Genomic DNA, 22,650 nt, shown 5'->3' with positions numbered 1-22,650 from the left:
TTCTTTTGTCTATGAGGAAGATGTGACCTCTCGGTAGGTAACAGCCGTTCGAAGGAACTGAATGCCCTGCTGATCGCGCAGGGTACACGACATTAACGATCACGAAGAACCGGATCAAAATGCGCTGCGCCTTGGACGATGTATCGATCGGTCATGAAGCAAGCTTACCCAAGCGGACCTATAGCGGAAGAAAAAATGGCCTCGCTCCCCATCTGCGCTGTTGCACGAAATGATCGAAATAACTGCGTAGATGCAATTATTTCCTCGCAGCCTGAGCTCAACGGCTAAATAGCTGCGTAAATACAGTTATTTTCTACGATTTTGAGAAAATCGGCCTTTACCTGGGGAATAACTGTATTCTTGCAGCTATTTTAAGAAAAACCCGACAATCGGTGAAAATAGCTGCACTCCTGCAGTTATTTTCCCTCCGGCCCAAGCGTCTGCATGTGGCTGTGTATCGAACAAAAAAGCCGATCCGGAACGCTCCGGATCGACTTTTCTCCTACGTGTTGCTTGCTCACTTCTTCTTGCCCTTGCCGCCGCCCCGCTTGCGGCCCGGAGCGGCCTCCTTGGCGCCCCCGTCCCGGGCGCCGACGAAGACCCCGCTCGCGGACGTCTTCTTCCGCCGCGAGCCTTTGTCCTCGCCGGTGCTGCGGTATCCGCGACCGGCATCGCGGGCCACGGCGACCGTCCCGGAGGCGTAGCCTCCCTTGCCAGAGCCGAAGCCAAATGCGGGCCCGCCGTCCGACGCGGCGCCCGAGCTCTCGCCCGCGCCGCTATCCGCGCGGGCTACGGCGCTGCCAAGCGCGACGCCGCCGCTGCCTTTGGCAGCTCCGCCGCGCTTGCCGCGCTTCCCGCCGGGTGCGCCCGCCCCGGCGCCTACGGCCTCGGCGGCGTTGGTCCCCGCCGCCGCCCGGCCGGGCTTGCCCTTGGCGCCGCCTGCGCCGCGGCCGCCCTTGCCTTTGCCGGCGGCCTTGCCACCGCCTTTGCCCGGCTTGCCGCTGCGGCCTCCGCCGCCCCGACCGCCTTCAAAGGCTCCGCGTCCGCCACCGAACTCGCCGCGCTGCCGCGGCTTCATGTCGACCATCTCGAAGTCGATGGTATGGTCGTCCATATTCACGCGGGCCACGCGGATCTTGACCTCGTCGCCGATCCGGTAGATCTTCGACGTGCGTTCCCCGATCAGCGCCATATGCTGCTCGTGGAAATGGTAATAGTCATCCGTCATCGCGCTAAGCCGGATCAGCCCTTCCACCGTGTTCTCCAGCTCGATGAACATGCCGAAGCTCGTGACGCTGCTGATAATGCCAGGGAATTCCTCCCCGACCTTATCAAGCATGTACTCCGCTTTCTTCAGCTGTTCCGTGTCGCGCTCCGCCTCCACGGCGATACGCTCCCGCTCGGACGATTGCTGCGCGATATCCTGCATCCGGCTGGCCAGGTACTCCATCCGCGCCTCGCTTAGCGTCCCGTTGCTCTCGATCACCTCGCGGATCACTCGGTGGATCACCAGGTCGGGATACCGCCGGATCGGCGAGGTGAAGTGCGTGTAGAACTCCGCCGCCAGCCCGAAATGCCCGGTGCTTTCCGCATCGTATTTCGCCTGCTTCATCGAGCGCAGCATCATCGTGCTGATGACTGTCTGCTCCTTCGTGCCCTGAATGTCCTCCAGCAGCGTCTGCAGCGCGCGTGGATGTATCTTGTTGCCTTTCCCGCCTTTGACCGCATACCCGAAGTTGGCGACAAATGCCATGAAGTTCATCAGCTTCTCCTGGTCCGGATCCTCGTGAATCCGATAAATGAACGGCACTTTCAGCCAATGAAAATGCTCCGCCACCGTTTCATTCGCCGCCAGCATGAATTCCTCAATAATTTGTTCCGCGATCGAACGTTCGCGCTTCACGATGTCGACCGGCTTGCCGTTCTCGTCGACGATCACCTTCGATTCCTCGAAATCGAAGTCGACCGCGCCGCGCCGCATGCGGTTCCCCCGCAGCTTCAGGGCCAGCTCCTTCATCAGCTGGAACGTCTCGACCAGATCGGCGTAACGTTCGGTTACCTCCGGATCTTCTTCCTGCAGAATTTTCCGCACACTGGTGTAGGTCATCCGTTCCTTGGTGCGAATCACGCTCGTGAAGATATCGTGCTTCACGACCTTCATCTGCTCGTTGAATTCCATCTCGCAGGACAGCGTGAAGCGGTCTACCTTCGGATTCAAGGAGCATATCCCGTTCGACAGCCGGTGCGGCAGCATCGGAATGACGCGATCCACCAGATACACGCTGCAGCCGCGGTTATATGCTTCTTGATCGAGCTTGGAATTCTCCCGCACGTAATACCCGACATCGGCGATATGCACGCCCAGTCTGATATTCCCGTTCGGCAAGCGCTCCACGTTCACGGCGTCGTCCAGGTCCTTCGCGTCCTCGCCGTCGATCGTGACGATCACCTTGTCGCGTAAATCCCGCCGCCCCTGGCGGACGATTTCCGCCTCCTCGATCTCGTCGGGGGCATCCTGCGCCTCGGCCATGACGTCCTCCGGGAACGCCTCCGGCAGCTGATGCTTGCGAATGATCGATAGGATATCGACCCCCGGGTCGTCCTTGTGTCCGAGTATCTCGATGACTTGGCCTACCGCTGCAGACCTTCCTTCCGGGTATTCCACGATTTCAGCTACGACCTTCTCGCCGTCGACCGCCCCGCCGAAGCCTTCGCGAGGGATAAACAGATCCTTGTTGATCCGTTTGTCATCCGGGATCACGAAACCAAACGATTCGTTATTCTGGAATACCCCCACCACTTGGGTTACGGCACGGTGTACGATGCGCACGACCTCGCCTTCCAGCTTGCCGCCGCCCGCGCTTTTCGAGCTGACGCGCACCAACACGGTGTCTCCATTCATCGCGCTTTTCAAATCATTCGCATGGATGTATACGTCGGGATGGTCGCGATCCTCCGGGATCAGAAACGCAAACCCTTTGGCATGGGCCTGCAAACGGCCGCGAACCAAATCCATCCGTTCCGGAACGCCGTAACGATGAGTGCGGGTTAAGATAATTTGTCCTTCCTGCTCCAACCGGTTGAGCATTTTCAGGAACTCTTTGAATTCGCCGGCATCGGTGATGCCAAAATGCTCCTCCAGCTCTTGATACGTCAACGGTTTATATGCGGTTTCCCGCATAAAAGCGAGCAGCTCTGCTTCTGTGATTAATTTCAAATGATTTCACCTCAAACCCGGCTTGTCCCTTTGGTGCCGGGGTGTAATTTTGCATGACATTTCCATGATATTCCTCTAGCCGTATATCCCCTAGTATACACGAAATTCGCGGTTGGCATCCGTTTTCGCCCGGGATTCCCGTGAAATTGCATGGATTTCATGAAAAAGGCTTAATTTTTATGAAAATCCAGCCGACAATATAATGGAAGAATTCCACGAATTAGGAGAGGGAGAAAGAAGGTATGGAGAACAATAGCATTCTGCAACGACGCAATAAGTTATTCGTCAAAATCATCTGGGGAATGGTCGCCCTCGGCGTCCTGACCGACATCATGATCCAGGTGGACAGCAAAGTCCTATTTACGTTGATCATCGTCGGCGGAATCTGCTGTTCCATCGCGACCTACATGACTTACGCGAACAAAGGGACACGCTACGTTATGTTCGTCATCCCCGTGATCACCCAGCTGTTGACGTTTCTGCTGATCTACCAAGATCCGGACCCGATCATCAGCACGTATCTGCTCGTCTACGTGTCCGTCGGCATCATGACGTTGTATTCGAACTATAAGCCGATTCTGTTCTCGGGCGTATTGGGCATGGGGATCACGGTTTATTTCTTCAACGTTCCCTTCTACCACGATAAATTATTCGCCCGGGAATCGCTCAGTTATTTGCTGCTGTTCCTGGGATTTCTGATCGTAGCCTTAGCTTTTGCCGCCCGGTTCAGCGAACGCTTGCAGAAGGACGTCTTAGCTAAGCAGCAGGATGCCTTAGAGGCGAAGCGCCGCAGCGACGAGCTGCTCACGAATCTGCAAACCTCGCTGGATGTACTGGGCCGTCTGAGCACGCAACTGCGGGATAACGTAAACGTCACCGGCTCGATCTCTAAAGAGATCACAACCACCTTCGGCAGCGTCTCCGCCACCCTGGAGCGACAAACGCTGGGGCTTACGGAAACGACCCAATCCGTGCAAGAGGTTGGCGGGGCCGTGGAAGTCACCGCCGAAATTTCGGCCCAGCTTCAGGAGCTATCGACCGACATGCTTCACAATACGGAGGCAGCCGGGGCAAAAATGAATTCCTTATCCTTACATATCCAGCATCTGCAGCAGGTGATTGCGGGTACGGTCACCCAAATGCAGAAGCTTCGCGACCAGAACGAGCAAATCAGCCAAATCGTCGAAACGATCCATGGGATCTCCACGCAGACGAACCTGTTGGCCATGAATGCCGCCATTGAAGCGGCCCATGCCGGGGAACATGGCAAAGGGTTTGCCGTCGTCTCCACGGAAATTCGCAAACTCGCGGAAAATTCGCAAAAGGCGACCCAGAGCATTAACGACATTCTGGCGGACGTCATCGGGCAAATCAACAATGTTGCCGAACAGATTACGCTAGGCTCCACCGCGATCCATTCCGGGCAGGAAGAGGCACAGGAAGTTCAGAGCTATGTAGAGAAGGTGTCCGACAATGCCCGTACGGTTAACCAGCAATCCGGTGAGGTGGATCGTTCGGTACGGCAGATGCAAGACCGATACGGCAGCATTATGGCGGAAATTATGGAGCTGGCCGAAAGCACCGAACACAATATGAGCGCGGCCCAGCAGATTTTGGCGGGTATCGAGGCCCAGGATGGCAAAATCCACGAGATCGTTCAACACTATCAGGATCTCGACACCTTGATTCTATCGTTATCGGCCACCGCAGCGGAAGAAACCGCACCAACGCCTCAAGCGGTCCAAACGGCGTCCGCTCCGTCAGGTCACGCCAAGCAACCGATCCCGGTCGGTTAAGGTCGCCTGCGCGTCGGTTTAGAAGGGATTCCTTCTAAATCTAATGAAAAAGGCTTGCCCGCGGGCAAGCCTTCTTTCTATTTATTTTATGTAGATAAGACCGTTTCCTGATTCAAGCTCTCGAGCGTGTCCACATACCAGACATAGCGCTCCGGATTCTCGTAAAACTCCGCCACATGGATAATGGCCGGTACGACATCGTCCCCTTTGTAGAATCGGCGTTCCCCGACCTGGGTCATCGGGACATGGAAGGAGATGCGAAGCGCCCGAAACAACGTAGGCTCAAGCAGGGTGACATAATGACGGATCCCGTTCTGCTGTGCAAACAATACGATGGTTGCGAGTAACCGGTTGAGATTTCGACCGCGGTACCGCTTCAGCAGCGCCACCTTATCGACCTCGGCGATTTCCCCCGGGCTTGAGACCAAGATAGCCGGGTGATCATCAAACGGTGCCAAATCGTTTAAGGGCTCGTCCGTTTGCGGCGCATAGGGTTTGAATTCCACGGTACCCACCGGCACCCCCGAGGTGTCATAAACGAGGCAACGACCTAAGACGTCGTCGGCAAATTCCGGTTCAAAGCCTTTTTCCATCCAGGCTTCCATCCAAATCGAGTGAAACAAGGTTCCTTCCTCCAGCGTACTCACCAGCTTGTACAATTTCCTTCCTCCTCTCATTGTCTGTACCAAAATTGTAATATTTTTACCTTTCGCAAGCCACGAAAATCCTACATAATCTAACATTTATTACTAATAAATTCCTTTCAATATTGTTACGATTTGTTTTCATAAAGTAACGCAAAAAAAGCCCCCGTCTCCTTAAAGGAAACGAGGGCTTACTCTGCTAGAATGATAAGGTTAATCCAACACGACGGCAACGACGATCGACAAGATGAAGAAACCCGCTGCCAATCCGACCGTGATTCGTTCGAGAACGAGCTCCATGCCGCGCGCTTTCGTTTTTCCGAAAAGATGTTCAGCTCCCCCGGAGATGGCACCGGCTAGACCCGCGCTCTTCCCTTTCTGCAGCAACACGACTGCGATCAAACCGATCGAGAAAATAACGAGCAATACCTTCAGCAAAATATCCATTCAATCCACCTCCTAAGTGAGAAACATCCTTCATCTATTCCATATTAACTCAGATATTTACGATACAAAAACAGCATTATCATTGTACCATAGCGTCCCTCGAATAACAACCGTTTTCCGATTGTCCCCGCTACATTAACTTAGTTTATATACCCGCGCCTCGTAAGGCCGCAAATCCATGCTCCGCACGTCTGCACCGGCTGGCACCCCGTCGTAGTTTGCAATAAGCAGTTCTGCGGCTTGGGCCTTTTCAGGACTGAGAGCCTCTGCTTTCGGTGTCGTCCAGTCGAATCGGGCCGGTTGGTCGTAGAAATTCAACACCACCAATAATTGCTCTTGCCCCAACGTGCGGGTGTAAGCGTACACTTGATTATCGTCGGCATTTAGCAGCTCATATCTCCCGTAAACGATCACCTCATGCTGCTTACGCAGTTCGATCAGGCGGCGGTAATAGTGGAAGATCGAGTTTTCATCCGTCACCGCTTGCTCCACATTGATGTCCCGGTAATTCGGGTTGACCGCTAGCCAAGGTGTACCCGTCGTGAATCCGGCATGCGGGCTGCGGCCGTCCCATTGCATCGGGGTACGCGCGTTATCCCGCCCTTTGGCGTATATCGCCTCCATGATTTCCTCCGGCGTACGGCCTTTCTCCAGATACTCCTTGTACATGTTTATCGTCTCGATATCCCGATACTCGTCGATCGTCTCGAACCGAACATTGGTCATACCGATTTCCTCGCCCTGGTAGATATAAGGCGTCCCCTGCAGCGTATGCAACAGCGTGGCCAGCATTTTGGCCGATACGTTACGGTACTCACGATCATTGCCGAATCGCGATAGCAGGCGCGGCTGATCGTGGTTGTTCAAGTAGATACTGTTCCAAGCCGTTCCTTCCAACTCGGTCTGCCATTTGGAGAAGATCTGTTTGAAGTCGACTAACTTCCACGGTTTGCCCCACCATTTGCCGTCGGATCCTGAATCGATCCCCATCAGCTCGAACTGGAACACCATGCTCAGCTCGCCCCGATCCGTTCCGGCGAATAGAGTCGCATCCTCCGGCGTCACATCCAGAGTTTCGCCCACTGTCATGATATCGTATTTGGACAAGACCTCGCGGTTCATTTCCTGCAGGAACTCGTGAACCCGTGGACCGTTGATGCAAGTTCCGCCGTCCTCGCTGTTCGGCAACCCTGGAGGTTTAGAGATCATGTTGATGACGTCCATCCGGAATCCGTCGATCCCTTTATCGAGCCACCAGGTCATCATATCGTACACTTCGCGGCGGACCTTCGGATTCTCCCAGTTCAGGTCCGGCTGCTTCTTGGAGAACATATGAAGATAATATTCGCCCGTGGATTCATCGAATTCCCAGGCGGGTCCGCTAAAGAACGAACCCCAGTCGTTCGGGGCCTCGCTGTCTTTGCCGGGATGCCAAATATAATAATCCCGGTATGGATTATCCTTCGATTTGCGCGATTCCACGAACCAGTGATGCTCATCCGAGCTGTGATTGACGACCAGGTCCATGATCAACTTCATGCCCCGTGCATGCAATCCATTCAGCAACTCCTCCCAGTCCTGCATCGTTCCAAAAGAATTCATGATCAACTGATAATCGCTAATATCGTACCCATTATCGTCGTTTGGCGACTGATACACAGGGCATAACCAAACCACGTCCACGCCTAGTGTCTTCAAATAGTCCAGCTTGGAGATGATCCCCCGCAAGTCGCCGATCCCGTCCCCGTTGCTGTCCATAAAACTACGCGGATAAATTTGATATACGACGCTTTCCTTCCACCACTTTTTGTCCACGAATAGGTCCTCCTCCGGATGGCTCTAATTAGTTATGTCCGTCCGTTGTATTTTGCACTTAGCCTTGCTATACAGCTAGTGGAGTAAACGCTTACGTTAGGATTAACAACAGGACCAGGAAAAATAAGAACATGAAACGGCCTTATTTCCCTTAGATTCATGTTTACCGCGACAATAGCGGTATCATTTGTCCTTATTTAGCCGCTCGGGCGTAAACTGCTCCATTTCGGAAGGAATAAGGGTATTTATTACCCTTATTTTCAATCCAACCGCTGGGAAGACGTAAATAAGGGTATTTTATACCGCTATTCCTCCGCCGATGGTCAAAGCCTGACCGCGTATGCCACTTGGAACGCGAGCCTCGACCGCGCCTGCCAATCTGGCAAAGTCCTTCATTGTTGCACCCATGCTTGCATCCTCGCTTTTCTTCTTAGGAACGTAAACGTTTACTCTATTCTTCTTCAATATACCGAACCACCGCTTCAGTTGTCAATGAGAGTCGCCTATGAAACAAGTTTCTATGTCTTTGATTCGCCACAATTTGACATCATCCGTCATTATTCTTCATTTCTCTCTTACCCTATATTTAGGGAAGTGATATTCTTAAGACAGAATCCTGCATCACGTTAATGTATCATCAGAATACATAATTTGAGGAGCGTGCCCTATGCGAAACAGCAATGAAGTACTTCGCAACTTTATCCGCTACTTCGCCAACATGATCATCCAAGGAGCGCTGATGGGGGCCTTTGCCATTACCATCAGTTCGCTGATCGCCGGCGAGCCGATCTTGACGCGTCGGCATCTCGTTTTGATGCTGCTGATCATCGTTGCCACCATCGGTTTTGGCATCAAAAATTTCCTGGCCTACGCCAAGCCTTTTAAGGAAATCGAGCGATTCATTTCGCAAATTGCCGCAGGCAACCTGACGCACCGGATCCGGATGGATCAATTGGGTAGCTTAAAGCGTTTCGGCGTGCCGATGGAAGAGATGCGGGAGCATTTGGGACAACTCGTGCTCCAAGTGAAGCAGACCTCAACCGAGGTCAATCACAAGATTCGCGATTTGCATGAACGCCTCCAATCGAATCGGGAACAGTTTGATCAGATCGTTGCGGCGATGGGGGTCATCGCGGCCGCCAGTAAACAGCAATACTCCGCTGCCAAAGAAAGCGCCAAAGCCGTTGAAGAGCTGGCGACGGGTATCGGTCATATCTCCGAAATCTCTCTCTCGGTCACTGAGTCCTCCAGTGGGGTTGCCTCCATGGCAGAGACGACACGGCAGGAGATGCTGGCAATGAACGAACAGATGGGCAAGATGAATCAATCCTTTCGCGTCCTCACCGAAACGATTTCGCAGTTTCTGGGACGCAGCGAGGATATCGCTACTTCTACGGATGCCATTACGGGGATTTTGCAGCAGACGCACATCCTCGCTCTGAACGCGAACATTGAAGCGGCCCGGGCCGGCGAACAAGGCCGAGGATTTGCCGTCGTCGCCACCGAAATCCGCAAGCTGGCTTCCGAAGCGAACCGCTTCGCCGAAGAGATCGGAGAATTGCTGCAGAAAGCCGAAGAGGAATCCAACCAATCGAAGTCGGCCATGGACAAGTCCCACCAGGAGATTCAAGCAGGCATCACGGTGCTGGGTAAAACCGAGACGGTGATGGACGATATTCTTACCCAGGTGGAAACGATCAATACCGAAATGAGCGGGTTCTCCGCAACCGGACAGCAAATGGCTGCTGGAAGCCAGGAGGTGGCCGCAACCGTCGACGAGATGGCGCGTTCCTCCTCGGAAACCACTCGTCATATCGATAACATCGTCATGCTGACCGCGCAGATTCACGAATCCATTCAGACCATGTCCACGGACGGGGATCAACTGGAGACCCTCGGAAGAGAACTGCAAGGCACGATTGAAAGCTTCCGTTTGGATGAGTCGCGAAGCTAGGTCGCTTCAACCTGAATACAATACAACAAGGTTCGTCCTAAAAGTAAGTAGATCTTATCGCGGAAATGTTGCACTTTGTGCAGCATTTTGGGGCGTATGCGAAGGAATCGGGCTGAATTGTTGCACAAACTGCAACATTCTTGCCGATTTCTTGCCCACCATCTTCTGAAAAGAAAAAATAATCGGCCAAGGCATGAACGCCCTGGCCGATTATTTTTTTGCAAAAAGCCCCTTGTTACTAGAAGACCGGAGTTATCCGGTCGTCCTTCTTAACGGTGTGCCTTCAGGTTGTAGAAGGATTTCAAGCCGTTGTATTGAGCCAGATCAGCCAATTGGTCTTCGATGCGAAGCAATTGGTTGTATTTCGCGATACGGTCCGTACGGGAAGGAGCACCGGTTTTGATTTGGCCGGCGTTCGTTGCCACGGCGATATCGGCAATCGTGCTGTCTTCGGATTCGCCGGAACGGTGGGAGATCACTGCCGTATAACCTGCGCGTTTTGCCATTTCGATCGCGTCGAATGTTTCTGTCAACGTACCGATTTGGTTTACTTTGATCAGGATCGAGTTACCGATGCCTTCTTGGATCCCTTTGTACAGACGTTCGGTGTTGGTTACGAACAGGTCGTCACCCACGAGTTGGATTTTGTTACCCAGTTTCTCGGTCAGCAGCTTCCAACCTTCCCAATCGTCTTCGGCGCAGCCGTCTTCGATCGTGATGATCGGATATTTGTCTGCCCAAGAAGCAAGCAGGTCAACGAACTCAGCGGAAGTGAAGGATTTGCCTTCGCCTTCCAGATGGTATTTGCCGTCTTTGTAGAACTCGGTAGAAGCGACGTCCATACCCAAGAATACGTCTTTACCTGGCGTGTAGCCGGCTTTCGTGATAGCTTCCATGATCGAGGACAAAGCGTCTTCGTTGGAAGTGAAGTTTGGTGCAAAACCGCCTTCGTCGCCAACAGCCGTGTTCAGGCCTTTTGCTTTAAGTACGGATTTCAGGTTGTGGAAAATCTCTGCGCCTGTGCGAAGAGCTTCTTTGAAGGAAGGAGCGCCTACAGGCAGGATCATGAATTCTTGTACGTCTACGTTGTTGTCGGCATGCGCGCCGCCGTTCACGATGTTCATCATCGGAACTGGAAGCTGTTTCGCGTTAAATCCGCCGAGGTAAGCATACAGCGGCAGGTCCAAAGCGTCAGCAGCCGCGCGAGCAACCGCCATCGAAACGGCCAGGATTGCGTTAGCGCCCAGTTTGCCTTTGTTAGGCGTGCCGTCCAATTCGATCATCATTTTGTCGATGCCGACTTGGTCCAGCGCGTCCATGCCAATCACTTCAGGAGCGATGGTTTCGTTCACGTTCTTCACGGCGTTCAATACGCCTTTGCCGAGGTAACGGGATTTGTCGTCGTCGCGAAGCTCTACAGCTTCATGCGCGCCGGTGGAAGCACCGGAAGGAACGATGGCACGGCCCATTGCGCCGGATTCGAGATAAACTTCAACTTCAACGGTAGGGTTGCCGCGGGAGTCAAGGACTTCGCGAGCGTATACGTCAGAAATAATCGTCATTAGAATACAATCTCCTTTGAGTGTTTTATAGTTATTTTATGCCTTGCGGCTGGCAATCATCGATTGACCGGTCATTTCCGGCGGCTGCGGCAAGCCCATCAAGTCGAGCAGCGTTGGAGCTACATCGGCGAGAATGCCTTTGTCGCGAAGCACGACGTTCTCATCGGTAACGATGAATGGAACCGGGTTCGTCGTATGTGCGGTAAATGGACGGCCTTGGTCGTCGGTTTCCATATCGGCATTCCCGTGGTCGGCAATAATGATGACAACTCCGCCTTTGGCTTTGACGGCGTCAACAACCTTGCCTACGCACTCGTCTGTTACTTCAACCGCTTTGATCGTTGGCTCCATCATCCCGGAGTGCCCGACCATGTCCGGATTCGCGAAGTTCAAGATGATCGCGTCGTGTTGATCCGACTCGATTTCTTTGACGCAAGCTTCCGCCACTTCATAGGCGCTCATTTCCGGTTTCAAGTCGTACGTTGCGACCTTCGGCGAGTTGATCAGGACGCGTTTTTCGCCCGGAAGCTCTACATCGCGTCCGCCGCTGAAGAAGAACGTCACATGCGGGTATTTTTCCGTTTCAGCGATCCGCAATTGCTTCTTACCGTTCTGTACCAGCACTTCACCAAACGTATTGTCGAGATTCTTTGGCTTGTACGCTACATAGCCGTCAACCGATTCCGCAAACAGGGTCAAGCACACGAAGTGCAGGTCTTTCGGGAATTTCGGTCCGCGGTCGAAGCCTTGGAAATCCTTGTTCGTAAATACGTTGGACAGTTGAATGGCACGGTCTGGACGGAAGTTGAGGAAAATGACGCTGTCGCCGCTTTCCACTTGCGCGATCGGTTGGCCGTGGCCATCGACAATCACGGTCGGCATCACGAATTCGTCAAATACCGATTTCTCGTACGATTCTGTTACCGCCTGAATTGGGTCCGTATATTGCGGTCCTTCCGCATACACCATGGCCCGGTACGATTTCTCGACGCGGTCCCAACGTTTGTCGCGGTCCATCGCGTAATAGCGGCCTTGCACCGTTGCGATCTTACCGACGCCAAGCTCGTTCATCTTGGCGATCAGCCGCTCCAGGAAGCCCCTCGCGCTGTCCGGAGCTACGTCGCGGCCGTCAAGGAAAGCATGCACGTAAACCTCATGCATCTCTTCCTTCTTCGCCAGCTCGAGCATGGCAAACATATGCTCAATGTGGCTATGCACGCCGCCGTCGGACAGAAGGCCGTACAGATGCAGCTTCTTGCCTTTCGATTTGGCGCTGCGCACCGCCTCTACCAGCGTTTCATTCGAGAAAAATTCGCCTTCGCGAATCGATTTAGAAATCCGGGTCAAGTCCTGGTATACAATCCGGCCGGCACCGATATTCAAGTGACCGACTTCGGAGTTCCCCATTTGACCTTCCGGCAAACCTACCGCTTCCCCGCTGGCGGTCAGCGTGGTGTTCGGGTATTGCTTCAAATAACGGTCATAGTTCGGTTTGTTCGCTTGAGCCACCGCATTGCCTTCGACTTTTTCGCGAAGACCGAACCCGTCCATGATGATCAGAGCTACTGGTTTGGGAGCCGTCATTTATTTCGCCCCCTCAACGAGCTGGATGTAAGAGTCCGGCTGCAGGCTGGCACCGCCGACGAGTGCGCCGTCGATGTCGCTTTGGCCCATATACTCCTTCACGTTCTCCGGTTTAACGCTGCCGCCGTATTGGATACGGATTTTCGCGGCCACATCGTTGCCGTACAAACCTTGAACCAGGCTGCGAATATAGGAAATCACTTCGTTCGCGTCTTGCGACGTGGAGGATTTGCCTGTACCAATCGCCCAGATCGGTTCATAAGCAATAACGACTTGCGCCGCTTGCTCCGCAGTTAACCCTTTCAAAGCCGCTTCGGTTTGCACCTTCACGACATCTTTCGTTTGGCCAGCTTCGCGCTCTTCCAGCTTCTCGCCGACGCAAGGAATCGGGGTCAACCCGTGTTTGAATGCGGCAAGGATCTTCTTATTCACGATTTCGTCGGTTTCGCCGAAATACGCCCGGCGCTCGGAGTGGCCGATGATGACATAGTCCACGCCAAGCTCTTTCAGCATGCGTCCGCTGACTTCACCGGTGAAGGCTCCTTCGTCTTCAAAATGCATGTTTTGCGCGCCGATTTTGATCGACGTGCCTTTTGCTGCTTCTACCAAAGCCGGAAGGTTGGTGAACGGCGCGCAGATAACGCTCTCTACGCCGGCAACCTCCGCTTTACCTTTAACGGCTTCGAAGAAGGTTTTGGCTTCGGAAACGGTTTTGAACATTTTCCAGTTTCCGGCGATAATAGGTGTTCTCACAGAGCCCACTCCTTCACTTCTTCATAGAGGTAGTTCAAAAAACGAACTTTGATCTGATAAACGGTTTACTTGTCGTTCAAAGCCACGACGCCTGGAAGCGCCTTGCCTTCCATGAATTCCAGGGAAGCCCCGCCGCCCGTGGAGATGTGGTTCATTTGCGAAGCCAGGTTGAACTTCTCAGCTGCTGCTGCAGAGTCGCCGCCGCCGATGATGGTGTAGCCTTCTGTTGTTGCGCAGGCTTCAGCCACTTCTTTCGTCCCGTTTGCGAAAATATCGATTTCGAACACGCCCATCGGCCCGTTCCAAACGACCAGCTTGGAGTTCTTGATGATTTCGGCATATTTCGCACGCGTCTTCGGCCCGATGTCCACGCCTTCCCAATCTGCAGGAATGCTGTCGATATCTACCGCTTTATGGTTAGCTGTTGCGCTGAAGTCGTCAGCGACGATGCAGTCAACCGGAAGCACGAAGTTCTTGCCCAGCTTCTTCGCTTTCTCGATGAAGCCAAGAGCGGCATCCAGTTTGCTGTCATCCAACAGCGATTGGCCGATTTCGTGACCTTGCGCTTTGAAGAAGGTGTAAGCCAAGCCGCCGCCAATCAACACATTGTCCGCGATGTTGAGCAAGTTGTCGATGACGTCGATTTTGTCTTTAACCTTCGACCCGCCGATAATAGCAGTGAAAGGACGATCCGGATTCGACAGTGCTTTGCCGAGAACGGACAATTCTTTCTCCATCAGCAAGCCGGATACGGCTGGCAGGTAATGAGCGATGCCTTCCGTCGAAGCGTGCGCGCGGTGTGCTGCGCCAAACGCATCGTTGACGAACAGATCAGCCAGCTCAGCGAATTGCTTCGCGAGTTCAGGATCATTCTTCTCTTCGCCCGGGTAGAAACGGACGTTTTCAAGCACCAGTACGTCGCCGTTGTTCAAGGCATTTACTTTGGCTTTCGCGGCTTCGCCTACAGCTTCGTCAGCTTTGGCTACTTCTTTGCCGAGCAGCTCGCCCAAGCGTTTCGCTGGCAGTGTCAAACGCATGTCTTCGTTGACTTGGCCTTTTGGACGGCCCAAGTGACTCGCGAGGATGACCTTTGCGCCATTTTCGATCAAGTATTTAATCGTCGGCAACGTTTCGCGGATCCGAGTGTCATCGGTAATCTTGCCATCTTGCATCGGTACATTGAAATCTACGCGGACAAACACGCGTTTGCCGGTTACTTCCACATCACGTACACTTTTCTTATTCATCTCCACGTTCCTCCTAACGGTATGCGCGGGGAAAAATGCGCATCTACGGCTTTGATTCTGTTTTCTCTCCTAAGACGCCATGAAACATCTCTCTATTTATAAAAAAACGGTGTGTGTGTGAATGTCGTATTTCATGCAAGAACCAAAGAGGAGTCCTTAAATTAGGTTGCTCCTCTTTGGAATGAATCGATCTTTATGGGTTACTTCTTATTTTACTTTCTTCGCGAAGTATTCCAGCGTACGAACCAACTGTGCAGTGTAGGACATTTCGTTGTCGTACCACGATACGGTTTTCACCAATTGTTTGTCGCCTACGGACAATACTTTCGTTTGTGTAGCGTCGAACAAGGAACCGTAAGTGATGCCTACGATATCCGAAGATACGATTTCGTCTTCGGTGTAACCGAAAGTTTCTGGGTCAGAAGCGGCTTTCATAGCAGCGTTCACTTCGTCAACCGTAACGGTTTTCTCAAGAACAGTTACAAGCTCAGTCAAAGAACCGGTTGGTACAGGCACACGTTGAGCTGCGCCGTCGAGTTTACCTTTCAGTTCAGGGATAACCAGGCCGATGGCTTTCGCTGCGCCAGTTGTGTTAGGAATGATGTTTGCTGCAGCTGCACGAGCACGACGGAAGTCACCTTTCGCATGCGGAGCGTCCAGCGTGTTTTGGTCGCCAGTGTAGGCATGGATTGTAGTCATCAAGCCTTCTACGATGCCGAATTTGTCATTCAGCGCTTTAGCCATAGGAGCCAAGCAGTTCGTTGTGCAAGATGCGCCGGAAATAACAGTTTCCGTGCCGTCGAGGATTTCATGGTTTACGTTGTAAACAACGGTTTTCATGTCGCCGGTAGCTGGAGCGGAGATTACAACTTTCTTCGCGCCGCCTTTCAGGTGAAGCTCAGCTTTTTCTTTCGTTGTGAAGAAGCCTGTGCACTCCAGAACGATGTCAACGCCAAGCTCGCCCCAAGGCAATTCTTCAGGGTTACGGTTAGCCAGAACCTTAACTTCTTTACCGTTTACTTTGAAGAATCCGTCATGTACTTCAACGTCGCCGTCGAAGCGGCCTTGAGTTGTATCATATTTCAACAAATGAGCCAACATTTTCGCATCTGTCAGGTCATTGATTGCTACGACTTCGATACCTTCCACGTTTTGAATGCGGCGGAATGCCAAACGTCCAATACGTCCAAACCCGTTAATCCCTACTTTTACGCTCATTGAATAGTTCCTCCCAGTGTTTGATTTTTTTTATTATTCAAGACAGGCCCGAAAAAACCCGTCATGAGTAAACCCATTTATTTCCCGGATTTCTTGCTGAGCTCACGAACGATCTCTTCCGCCGCCGCTTCATCGGTCACTAGAATATCCTCATGTCCAAATCGTAATACGGCATGGATCGCTTTCGCTTTGCTCTTGCCTCCCGCGATTCCGATCACGGTCTCTGTTCGCTTGATGTCCTCGAGACGCAGGCCTAAGGTTAGCATTTTGTGCACGACGACGCCATCTTCATTAAAGTAATAACCAAATGATTCCGCTAGCGCGCCTTCCTTGCGGATTTCCTCAGCCATGCCCGGCTCCAGCTTGCGGCGCCGCGCCATCTCCATAGCGTCTCCGATCCCGTGCACCACGATACGTGCCTGGCGGATCATGTTCACGATATCTTGAATGTTCGGATCGTGAACGAGCGACTCATAAGCTTCCTTCCCCAGCAAATCGGGAACATGCAGCAGGCGATAACCTGCACCAACCCGCTTCGCCATGCCGGAAGCGATGGTGTTCGCCTGGATTTCCAGGCTCTCGCCAAGACCTCCGCGTGCTGGTACAAACCAGCTTTGCTTCATCGTGACGTTCGGCGGTGGATTCAGCTGATCCGCGACTTCCGCCAGCGTTGTGCCGCCGGTTACCGCAACCACATCATCCCCGCACATGGCACCCATCAGTGCCTTGGCACCTGCACGCCCCAGCTCCCGTTTTACGAGCGGTGAGGTTTCGCAGTCTCCAGGTACAATCACCACTTTGCGCAGTCCATAATGCTGACGGATCGTGTCCTCCAAATTGGAGAGCCCGAACAACTCTAGCATCATCGGTTCCAAATCCTCAATCAATCGCCGTCCTGCGTCGCTGATTCTCATGCCTATATTCTCGATTTCTATCAGGCCTTGGGCCTTCATGAGATCTGTCTCGGCACGCAACACACGCTCCGTCATGTCCAGCGAATTCGCCAAGGTTCTGCGGCCAATGACTTCAGACAACATGATCTGGTGAAGTATAGTGTACCTTTTCTTGAGAATGTCCATGAGATCAGGAAGAAGCTGCTGTTGAATCTCTAATATATTTCGCATGCTTTCCACTCCTGCAAGCTTCGTCTTCTCTCTCCATCTCCTGGTCTTAAAATGTCCCGGGTTAACTTTTTAAGTCCCACTGATATTTTAACCAATATTTAGTTCGGTTGCAAGCCTGACGTCCGTATCATTTACTTTTGCCATTTTACTTATACATGGGGCCTCTAGGAGTACGTTATCGTTCCATAAAAAAGCTCCTTCCGCGAAATATAAACGATAGATGTCGTCTACTCTCGCAAAAGGAGCATGCATGATTCACTTCAATATAATTGCCCCGTTCAAGCAAGGCTTACGCTCTAGGGATACGAAGGGACAACGCGCTCTTCGGTCCGAGCCGGAACCGGGCTTCTTCCGTTCCTGTCAGCTCCAACGCGACATTTCTCGCTTCTTCCCCATCATTAAACAGTACGGCGCCAATTGAATCGTCCGTATTCCGGAAAGCCACGGAGCGAATCGCAGCCTCCTCTGCCTCAGCGGCAATCCGCACCGCCTGCGGCCGGATCACTTTGCTGAAATGAGCCAGCGCATAATAATCCAGCGTATACTCGAGCTCGCGGGTCTGCTGGTTCACCGTCACAATCCCGCGGCATGTGCTCTTCCCAAAGCCGGGGACGGTGGGCCCATTCTGCTCATCGAGCGCCATATTCCAAAGCACCAGCGATTGGCTATGATGGCGCAAAATTTCGATTCCCGTCCGCATGACATTGGAGAACGCCGGTTCAAACGCCGGAATCCATTCTCCACCGGAGCCTTCGGTGAAATGAACCTCTTTTTCCGGATAAGCCTCCTTCACTTGGCTTTGCGCCGAAGTTTCCCCTCCATACCAATGCCAGGCCACGCCGTCGACCGCATCCGCCGCTTCCTTGAATACGGACAGTGGATAATCCGGACGATCCCAGTTGTGGTCATATGCCAGGATCTTCGTGGTCAAGCCGCGTTTCGCAAAAGCCGGTTTCAAATAGTTTTTCACAAAATCGGTCTGCATCTCGGCCGTCATCAACATCCCCGGGTAATGTCCCGGCACATAAAGCGGTTCGTTCTGCGGCGTCACCGCATAAATCGATAAACCGTGCTCGGCGTAGGATTCTACATAACGAACGAAGTAGTTCGCATAGGCTTCATAATATTCCTTCTTCAGTTCCCCGCCGATCATCGAACCGCTCGTCTTCATCCAGCCCGGCGCGCTCCAGGGGGAGCCAAACAGCTTGATGGATGGATTCAAGGCCAGCGCTTCTTGTAAGAGTGGAATCACGTCGGCCTCGTCGTGGCGGATGGAGAACCGCCCCATTTCCGGGTCGGTCTCGCCCTCGGGCAAATCGTCGTAGCTATAGATGAACCGGGCATAATCCGAGGCACCCATCGGGTTGCGCAGTACGGAAAGGCCAATCCCTTCTTCCGAGTCAAACAACTTCTTCATTAAGGATAAACGCTGCTCTTCGGTAAGCACTTGGTGGATCAAATAGGCTGCCGAATCGGTAAAAGAAGCCCCAAATCCGTCCATCGCCTGATAGCCCACGGTTTCATCCAACCGGACGGCAACATCCGATACTGCCGAATCCTGCGGCAGCAGCTGCTCTCTCGTTTTTTGGACGAAGAGAGAAGACTCTCCAGAGGAATAATAAAGTTCGAGCTCAAGCATGATGTTCCCTCCACTTCTATAATGACGCTCAGTTTACTTGAGGCCGAGCTTATCTTTATTGGCTTTCATTTTCTCCGTACGAATCTTCACGATTTGATCCCAACCGTTGTCTTCGATGAATTTCTTATAGTTGTTCAACGTACTCTCGAATTCCCCATCGTTCTTCGCACGAATCAAGCTGACCATCGTTGTGTTCCAGGTTGTGTTGATCGCCGTCAAAGAACGAGCTTCCGGAGATCCCGCGTCCGGATTGATATTTTCAAGGATGAAGTGAGGTACCAGCTTGCCTTTGCCCCACTCTTGCATTTGCTTAATGGACTCAGGGAAGGCATCGGCGCTCAGCGCTTTATGACGATCATGACCGAAGAACATGAATTCGCCCATGCGGTATTCTTTCTTGAACTTGTCGGCATCTGTCTGTTGCAATTCTTTGACTTCCGGCGTGAATTGAACCGTACCATCCGCGTTCTTCGTGTACGTCTCGCCCTCAATCCCGTAGTTCATCAGCATCTGGCCTTCTTCATCCAACAGGTACGTGAAGATTTGGAGGGCTTTCGCCGGATCTTTGCATTGTTTCGTAATAAAGCTGATCATCCAGCCGGTGATGCCGGATTGGTTCAATTTCGGCGTGTTGCCTACCGTACTTTGCGGTCCGTCGATGGCCAGATAAGCTTGATCCGGATGGGCGGTGGCGAAGATTTGCAGATTGCCGCCTTGCTGCGGAGTTCCGTCAAGCAGCATCGTTGCGTATTTACCCGATTTCACCTTCTCTTCAAAGGCTGGGCCGTCATCGGCAAAGCTGTCGTCGCTGATATTGCCGGCTTGATGCACTTGATTAAGCGTCTTGAGCCAAGTCAGGTAATCTTCATCCAGGTTCCGGTTGTAGAATTCGCCGTTTTCGGTTTCCAGCGGCACGCCAAGGAAGTCTTGGAACACGTCGCCCAGGGAACCTGTTCCTTCGCCGATCGAGTTAAAACCGAAAGGAATCAGCTCCGGGAATTGGGTTTTGATTTGCTGCATCACATTTTTGAACTCCTCGGGCGTACCAATAACTGGCTTGCCCAGCGCTTCATACACGTCCTTGCGGATCACGAAGGCGGTTTTGGCCGGAATGTTACCGCTGTCATAATCGGCTTGCGTATTGGAGTAGTTCGGGTAACCGTATGTGTTGCCGTCGGCTTGCTTAAACCAGTTGAGCGTATCTTGCGCAGCCACTTTGTTGAAATAAGGGTCGTATTTCTCCGCCAGTTCGTTCAGCGGCAATGCCCAGGAAGAAGCCTTCTGTACGACGGCGGAGTTCGAATCGAACACCGTGATCAGGTCCGGCATGTCGCTTCCCGCGAAGAAAGTGTTGAGTTTCGTATCGTCGCCAGTCACAAATTTGATGTCGATATTCAAATCTTCTTTGATTCTCTTCGTGACCACATCGTTGCCGAAGTCCGTATTCCACCAATCGGCGTTGACGTACCAAGTCAGCTGGGTTGGCTCTTCCTTCTTATCCAGCTTCCATGCCGGTGTATTGGCGTCTACCGTATAACGGTTCTCCAGGGAGACGTCCCCTTTCGCAGCCTTGGAGCCGCCGCCGGAGCCACCGCATCCCGTAACGACCAGCGCAGCAGTTAGCAGGGCGGCGCAAGCCGTGATCCCTTTTCTAGCGAGACTTTTGTTCAACTTTAACATTTGTGTACCCTCCCTTTTTTTGTAAGCACAACCAGTTCAACACGCGGTAGACGTCCTCATTCTAAGTTGCTGATTCGTTACTCCTTCACCGCCCCCAGCATCATGCCGGAGATAAAGTATCTTTGTAATAATGGATAAATCACAACAATCGGCAAAGTCGTAATCACAATTGTTGCGAGTTGAACTCCTTTGGTGGTCGTTTCAATCACGACGGAACCCGCGACGTTCTGCATCGATTGGGTCTGGGATTGAACGATGATTTCGTACAGTTTCATTTGCAGCGGATAGAGGTATTGATCGGTGATGTACAACTTCGTCGTCATGAAGTCGTTCCACTGATTCACGCCGTTGAATAAGGCGATGGTAGCCATGGCCGGCATCGACAACGGAATAAAGATCTTCAGGAAAATTCTCCAGTCTCCGGCACCGTCGATCTTGGCCGATTCCTCCAGGGAATCCGGCACGTTCCGGAAGAAGTTCATGAGAATCACGACGTCGTAGTAGCTGAACAAGGCCGGGATGATGTACACCCAGAAGCTGTTAAGCAGACCCAGCGATTTAATGAGCAAGTACGTCGGAATCATGCCGCCCGAGAAGAACATCGTAATGACGCCCATCGTCACGTACAGCTTGCGGCCGCGCACATTGCTCTTGCTGAGGCCGTAACCGATCATCGCGCAGAAGAATACGTGGGTAACCACGCCGATGACCGTCTTCAGGACCGAGATCAGGAACGACTGCCAAATCGTATCGTCCCGAAACACCGCCTCGTAGTTCTCCAGAGAAAATTCCTTGGGCCAGAAGACGAACCCGCCTTCCGCCAGCGATCGCCCCGAACTGAAGGAAGAAACGATGACGTTCCAGAGCGGAATGACAATGATGATTGTAAATAGAATCAGGACCGTGACATTGACGGTATCAAAAATTCGGCTGTCGAGATCCTGTTTGACCGCCTTTCGATTCATAGCTGCTGCTCCTTCCTTACAGGACAGATTGATTATCGTTGAGTTTGCTGGTCACCTTATTGGCAAACACCAACAGAATGACGGAGACGATCGAAACGCCGAGACCGACGGCGGTCGCGTAGGAGAAATCCCCTTGCGTCATCCCCATCCGGTACACGTAAGAGTTGATGACCTCGGCTTTTTCCCGGTTCTGGGAGTTGATCAGCACTAAGGTCTGGTCCAGGTTGGAGCCCAGCAGGCCGCTGACGGTCAGGATCAGGTTCAAGCTGATAATCATCTTCATGTTCGGTAAGGTGATGTTCCAAATTTGCCGGAGCCGGCTCGCCCCATCGATCTTGGCCGCCTCGTAATAGGTCGGATCAATCTTGGCCATGATGGCGAGATAGAGGATCGTCCCCCAACCCGCTTCTTTCCAGACATCGGACAACACGGCGATCCACCAATATTTGCCCGGATCCAACATGATGTTCTGAGCCTTCGAAATGATTCCCAGGTCCAGCAGCAGCTGATTGAACATGCCGGTCGTCGAGAACCAGGTGATTAACATCCCGCCAAGAACGATCCAGGATAAAAAGTGCGGGAGATAGGAAATGGTCTGTACGATTTTTTTGAACCGGCCCATGCTCAGTTCGTAAATCATGATCGCCAGGATAATCGGGATCACGAACCCGATCGCCAGTTTCAGAAAGCTGATCCCCAGCGTGTTCACCACCGAATCCCAGAAGTACCGATCGCTTGCGATAATCTTGAAGTTATCCAATCCCACCCATGGGGCGGAGCTTAGCGTATCGATGACCGTGTAATTCTTAAAGGCGATGGTTAATCCGTAAATAGGGACGTAGCAAAAAATAATCATAAAAATAATCCCCGGCCAGATCATCGACTGGATTTCCCACTGCCTGCCGAAGTCGATAAAGAATTGCTTCATTCTTAATCCCACCGGTTTCTTGGCTGCCGCAGCTGACTTCGCCATTTTGCGCTCCTCTCTTTATTCCTCAGGAAGGA

16 protein-coding genes are annotated in these 22,650 nt (G+C 52.6%); 2 read left to right on the top strand and 14 right to left on the bottom strand.

The genetic code is table 11. From position 1 onward, the window contains the following. Positions 1-517: 517 nt before the first annotated feature. The gene (gene rnr, locus KJS42_RS12790) at positions 518-3,181 is read right to left on the bottom strand and encodes a ribonuclease R (RefSeq protein WP_240908748.1); all 2,664 of its coding nucleotides are present in this window, start codon (positions 3,179-3,181) and stop codon (positions 518-520) included. 278 nt (positions 3,182-3,459) lie between these two features. Here rnr and KJS42_RS12785 point away from each other — a divergent pair, with 278 nt between their 5' ends. Beyond that, positions 3,460-5,013, top strand: coding sequence for a methyl-accepting chemotaxis protein (locus KJS42_RS12785; protein WP_155606958.1), 1,554 nt, complete (start codon positions 3,460-3,462; stop codon positions 5,011-5,013). Positions 5,014-5,099: 86 nt separating this feature from the next. On the opposite strand, the gene KJS42_RS12780 is transcribed toward KJS42_RS12785, so the two are convergent. The 3 genes from KJS42_RS12780 to KJS42_RS12770 all read right to left on the bottom strand — a co-directional run bounded on the left by KJS42_RS12780 (position 5,100) and on the right by KJS42_RS12770 (position 7,919). Beyond that, on the bottom strand, positions 5,100-5,672 hold the full coding sequence (locus KJS42_RS12780) for a GNAT family N-acetyltransferase (RefSeq protein WP_155606957.1): 573 nt from the start codon (positions 5,670-5,672) through the stop codon (positions 5,100-5,102). 198 nt (positions 5,673-5,870) lie between these two features. After that, complete coding sequence (gene secG, locus KJS42_RS12775) at positions 5,871-6,104, bottom strand: preprotein translocase subunit SecG (protein WP_155606956.1); 234 nt, start codon at positions 6,102-6,104, stop codon at positions 5,871-5,873. 135 nt (positions 6,105-6,239) lie between these two features. Continuing rightward, on the bottom strand, positions 6,240-7,919 hold the full coding sequence (locus KJS42_RS12770; RefSeq protein WP_213623055.1) for a glycoside hydrolase family 13 protein: 1,680 nt from the start codon (positions 7,917-7,919) through the stop codon (positions 6,240-6,242). Positions 7,920-8,586: 667 nt separating this feature from the next. On the opposite strand from KJS42_RS12770, the gene KJS42_RS12765 reads away from it, so the two are divergent. Further along, complete coding sequence (locus KJS42_RS12765; protein ID WP_213623054.1) at positions 8,587-9,873, top strand: methyl-accepting chemotaxis protein; 1,287 nt, start codon at positions 8,587-8,589, stop codon at positions 9,871-9,873. Positions 9,874-10,142: 269 nt separating this feature from the next. Here the strand turns inward: KJS42_RS12765 and eno are convergent, their stop codons facing one another. The 10 genes from eno to KJS42_RS12715 all read right to left on the bottom strand — a co-directional run bounded on the left by eno (position 10,143) and on the right by KJS42_RS12715 (position 22,618). After that, positions 10,143-11,435 (bottom strand): phosphopyruvate hydratase, encoded by a 1,293-nt coding sequence (gene eno / locus KJS42_RS12760; RefSeq protein ID WP_155606954.1) that lies wholly within the window; start codon positions 11,433-11,435, stop codon positions 10,143-10,145. A 36-nt stretch (positions 11,436-11,471) separates the two neighbouring features. Continuing rightward, positions 11,472-13,019: a 2,3-bisphosphoglycerate-independent phosphoglycerate mutase gene (gene gpmI / locus KJS42_RS12755; RefSeq protein WP_213623053.1), complete on the bottom strand. Its 1,548-nt coding sequence runs from the start codon at positions 13,017-13,019 to the stop codon at positions 11,472-11,474. Then, a complete protein-coding gene (tpiA, locus tag KJS42_RS12750; RefSeq protein ID WP_213623052.1) occupies positions 13,020-13,772 on the bottom strand; it encodes a triose-phosphate isomerase in 753 nt (250 codons plus the stop codon). Between the two features lie 65 nt (positions 13,773-13,837). After that, complete coding sequence (locus tag KJS42_RS12745) at positions 13,838-15,019, bottom strand: phosphoglycerate kinase (RefSeq protein ID WP_155606952.1); 1,182 nt, start codon at positions 15,017-15,019, stop codon at positions 13,838-13,840. 207 nt (positions 15,020-15,226) lie between these two features. Further along, entirely contained in the window at positions 15,227-16,237 is a 1,011-nt protein-coding gene (gene gap / locus KJS42_RS12740; protein WP_155606951.1) for a type I glyceraldehyde-3-phosphate dehydrogenase, read from the bottom strand. Between the two features lie 77 nt (positions 16,238-16,314). Further along, positions 16,315-17,361: a sugar-binding transcriptional regulator gene (locus KJS42_RS12735; RefSeq protein WP_155606950.1), complete on the bottom strand. Its 1,047-nt coding sequence runs from the start codon at positions 17,359-17,361 to the stop codon at positions 16,315-16,317. Positions 17,362-17,650: 289 nt separating this feature from the next. Then, positions 17,651-19,000, bottom strand: coding sequence for a glycoside hydrolase family 30 protein (locus KJS42_RS12730; RefSeq protein ID WP_213623051.1), 1,350 nt, complete (start codon positions 18,998-19,000; stop codon positions 17,651-17,653). A 33-nt stretch (positions 19,001-19,033) separates the two neighbouring features. Then, the gene (locus KJS42_RS12725) at positions 19,034-20,680 is read right to left on the bottom strand and encodes a type 2 periplasmic-binding domain-containing protein (RefSeq protein WP_213623050.1); all 1,647 of its coding nucleotides are present in this window, start codon (positions 20,678-20,680) and stop codon (positions 19,034-19,036) included. A gap of 77 nt (positions 20,681-20,757) precedes the next feature. Next, positions 20,758-21,645, bottom strand: a complete 888-nt coding sequence (locus KJS42_RS12720; protein ID WP_155606947.1) for a carbohydrate ABC transporter permease — start codon at positions 21,643-21,645, stop codon at positions 20,758-20,760. 16 nt (positions 21,646-21,661) lie between these two features. Beyond that, entirely contained in the window at positions 21,662-22,618 is a 957-nt protein-coding gene (locus KJS42_RS12715) for an ABC transporter permease (RefSeq protein ID WP_193417275.1), read from the bottom strand. Between the last annotated feature and the right edge of the window lie 32 nt (positions 22,619-22,650).

Source organism: Paenibacillus sp. J53TS2, from assembly GCF_018403305.1.
GTDB lineage: Bacteria > Bacillota > Bacilli > Paenibacillales > Paenibacillaceae > Fontibacillus > Fontibacillus rhizolycopersici.
This window is presented reverse-complemented; position numbering and strand designations above follow the sequence as displayed.